This is a genomic window from Vibrio sp. 1580, assembly GCF_033340055.1.
In genome coordinates, this window is record NZ_JAWOVT010000480.1 from 1 (window position 1) to 586 (window position 586).

The 586-nt window shown below is 44.7% G+C and carries 1 pseudogene; it reads left to right on the forward strand.

The features are described 5' to 3' along the window. Positions 1 to 586 (forward strand): annotated as a pseudogene (locus R7093_RS26700) (bifunctional metallophosphatase/5'-nucleotidase); the annotation flags it as partial.

Consider the following 586-nt stretch of genomic DNA (forward strand, 5'->3'; position numbering starts at 1 on the left):
CGCTGCTCGCAGGCAACTGGGATCTGTCCAATGAGTCAAAAAACAAAGCGCACCGACTAAGCGACTGTAACAACGTACTGAGCTATCAACCGGATTCACGCAGTGCGCAATACCTTGTGAAAGAGTTTAACGGTGTAAAAGTCGCTATTTTTGGTTTGTCCATCGATAAAATGAGCGATATAGCAAACCCTGACGCCGATACGCCATTTATGACTGCAATTGAAACCGCGAAAGCGACAGTCGCACAAATTCACAATGATGGAATCAAAAACATTATTTTACTGAGTCACCTAGGTTACGAGGGCGACTTAGAACTTGCAGAGAAAGTAGAAGGCATCGGTATCATCGTGGGTGGTCATAGCCACCGTTTGCAAGGTGACTTTACTGCGATTGGTTTGGGTGAAGATGATCCTTATGGTATCAAAGTAAATGGAACCTACGTTGTGCAAGCCGGTTTTCATGCTCTGACCATGGGCCATTGTGTGCTTGAGTTTGACGAGAATGGCCAAGCAACCATGTTGAATGGTCAAAATGAATTGCTATTAGGGCGCCGTATTTTCTGGGATTCAACGTTGAATCAACAATT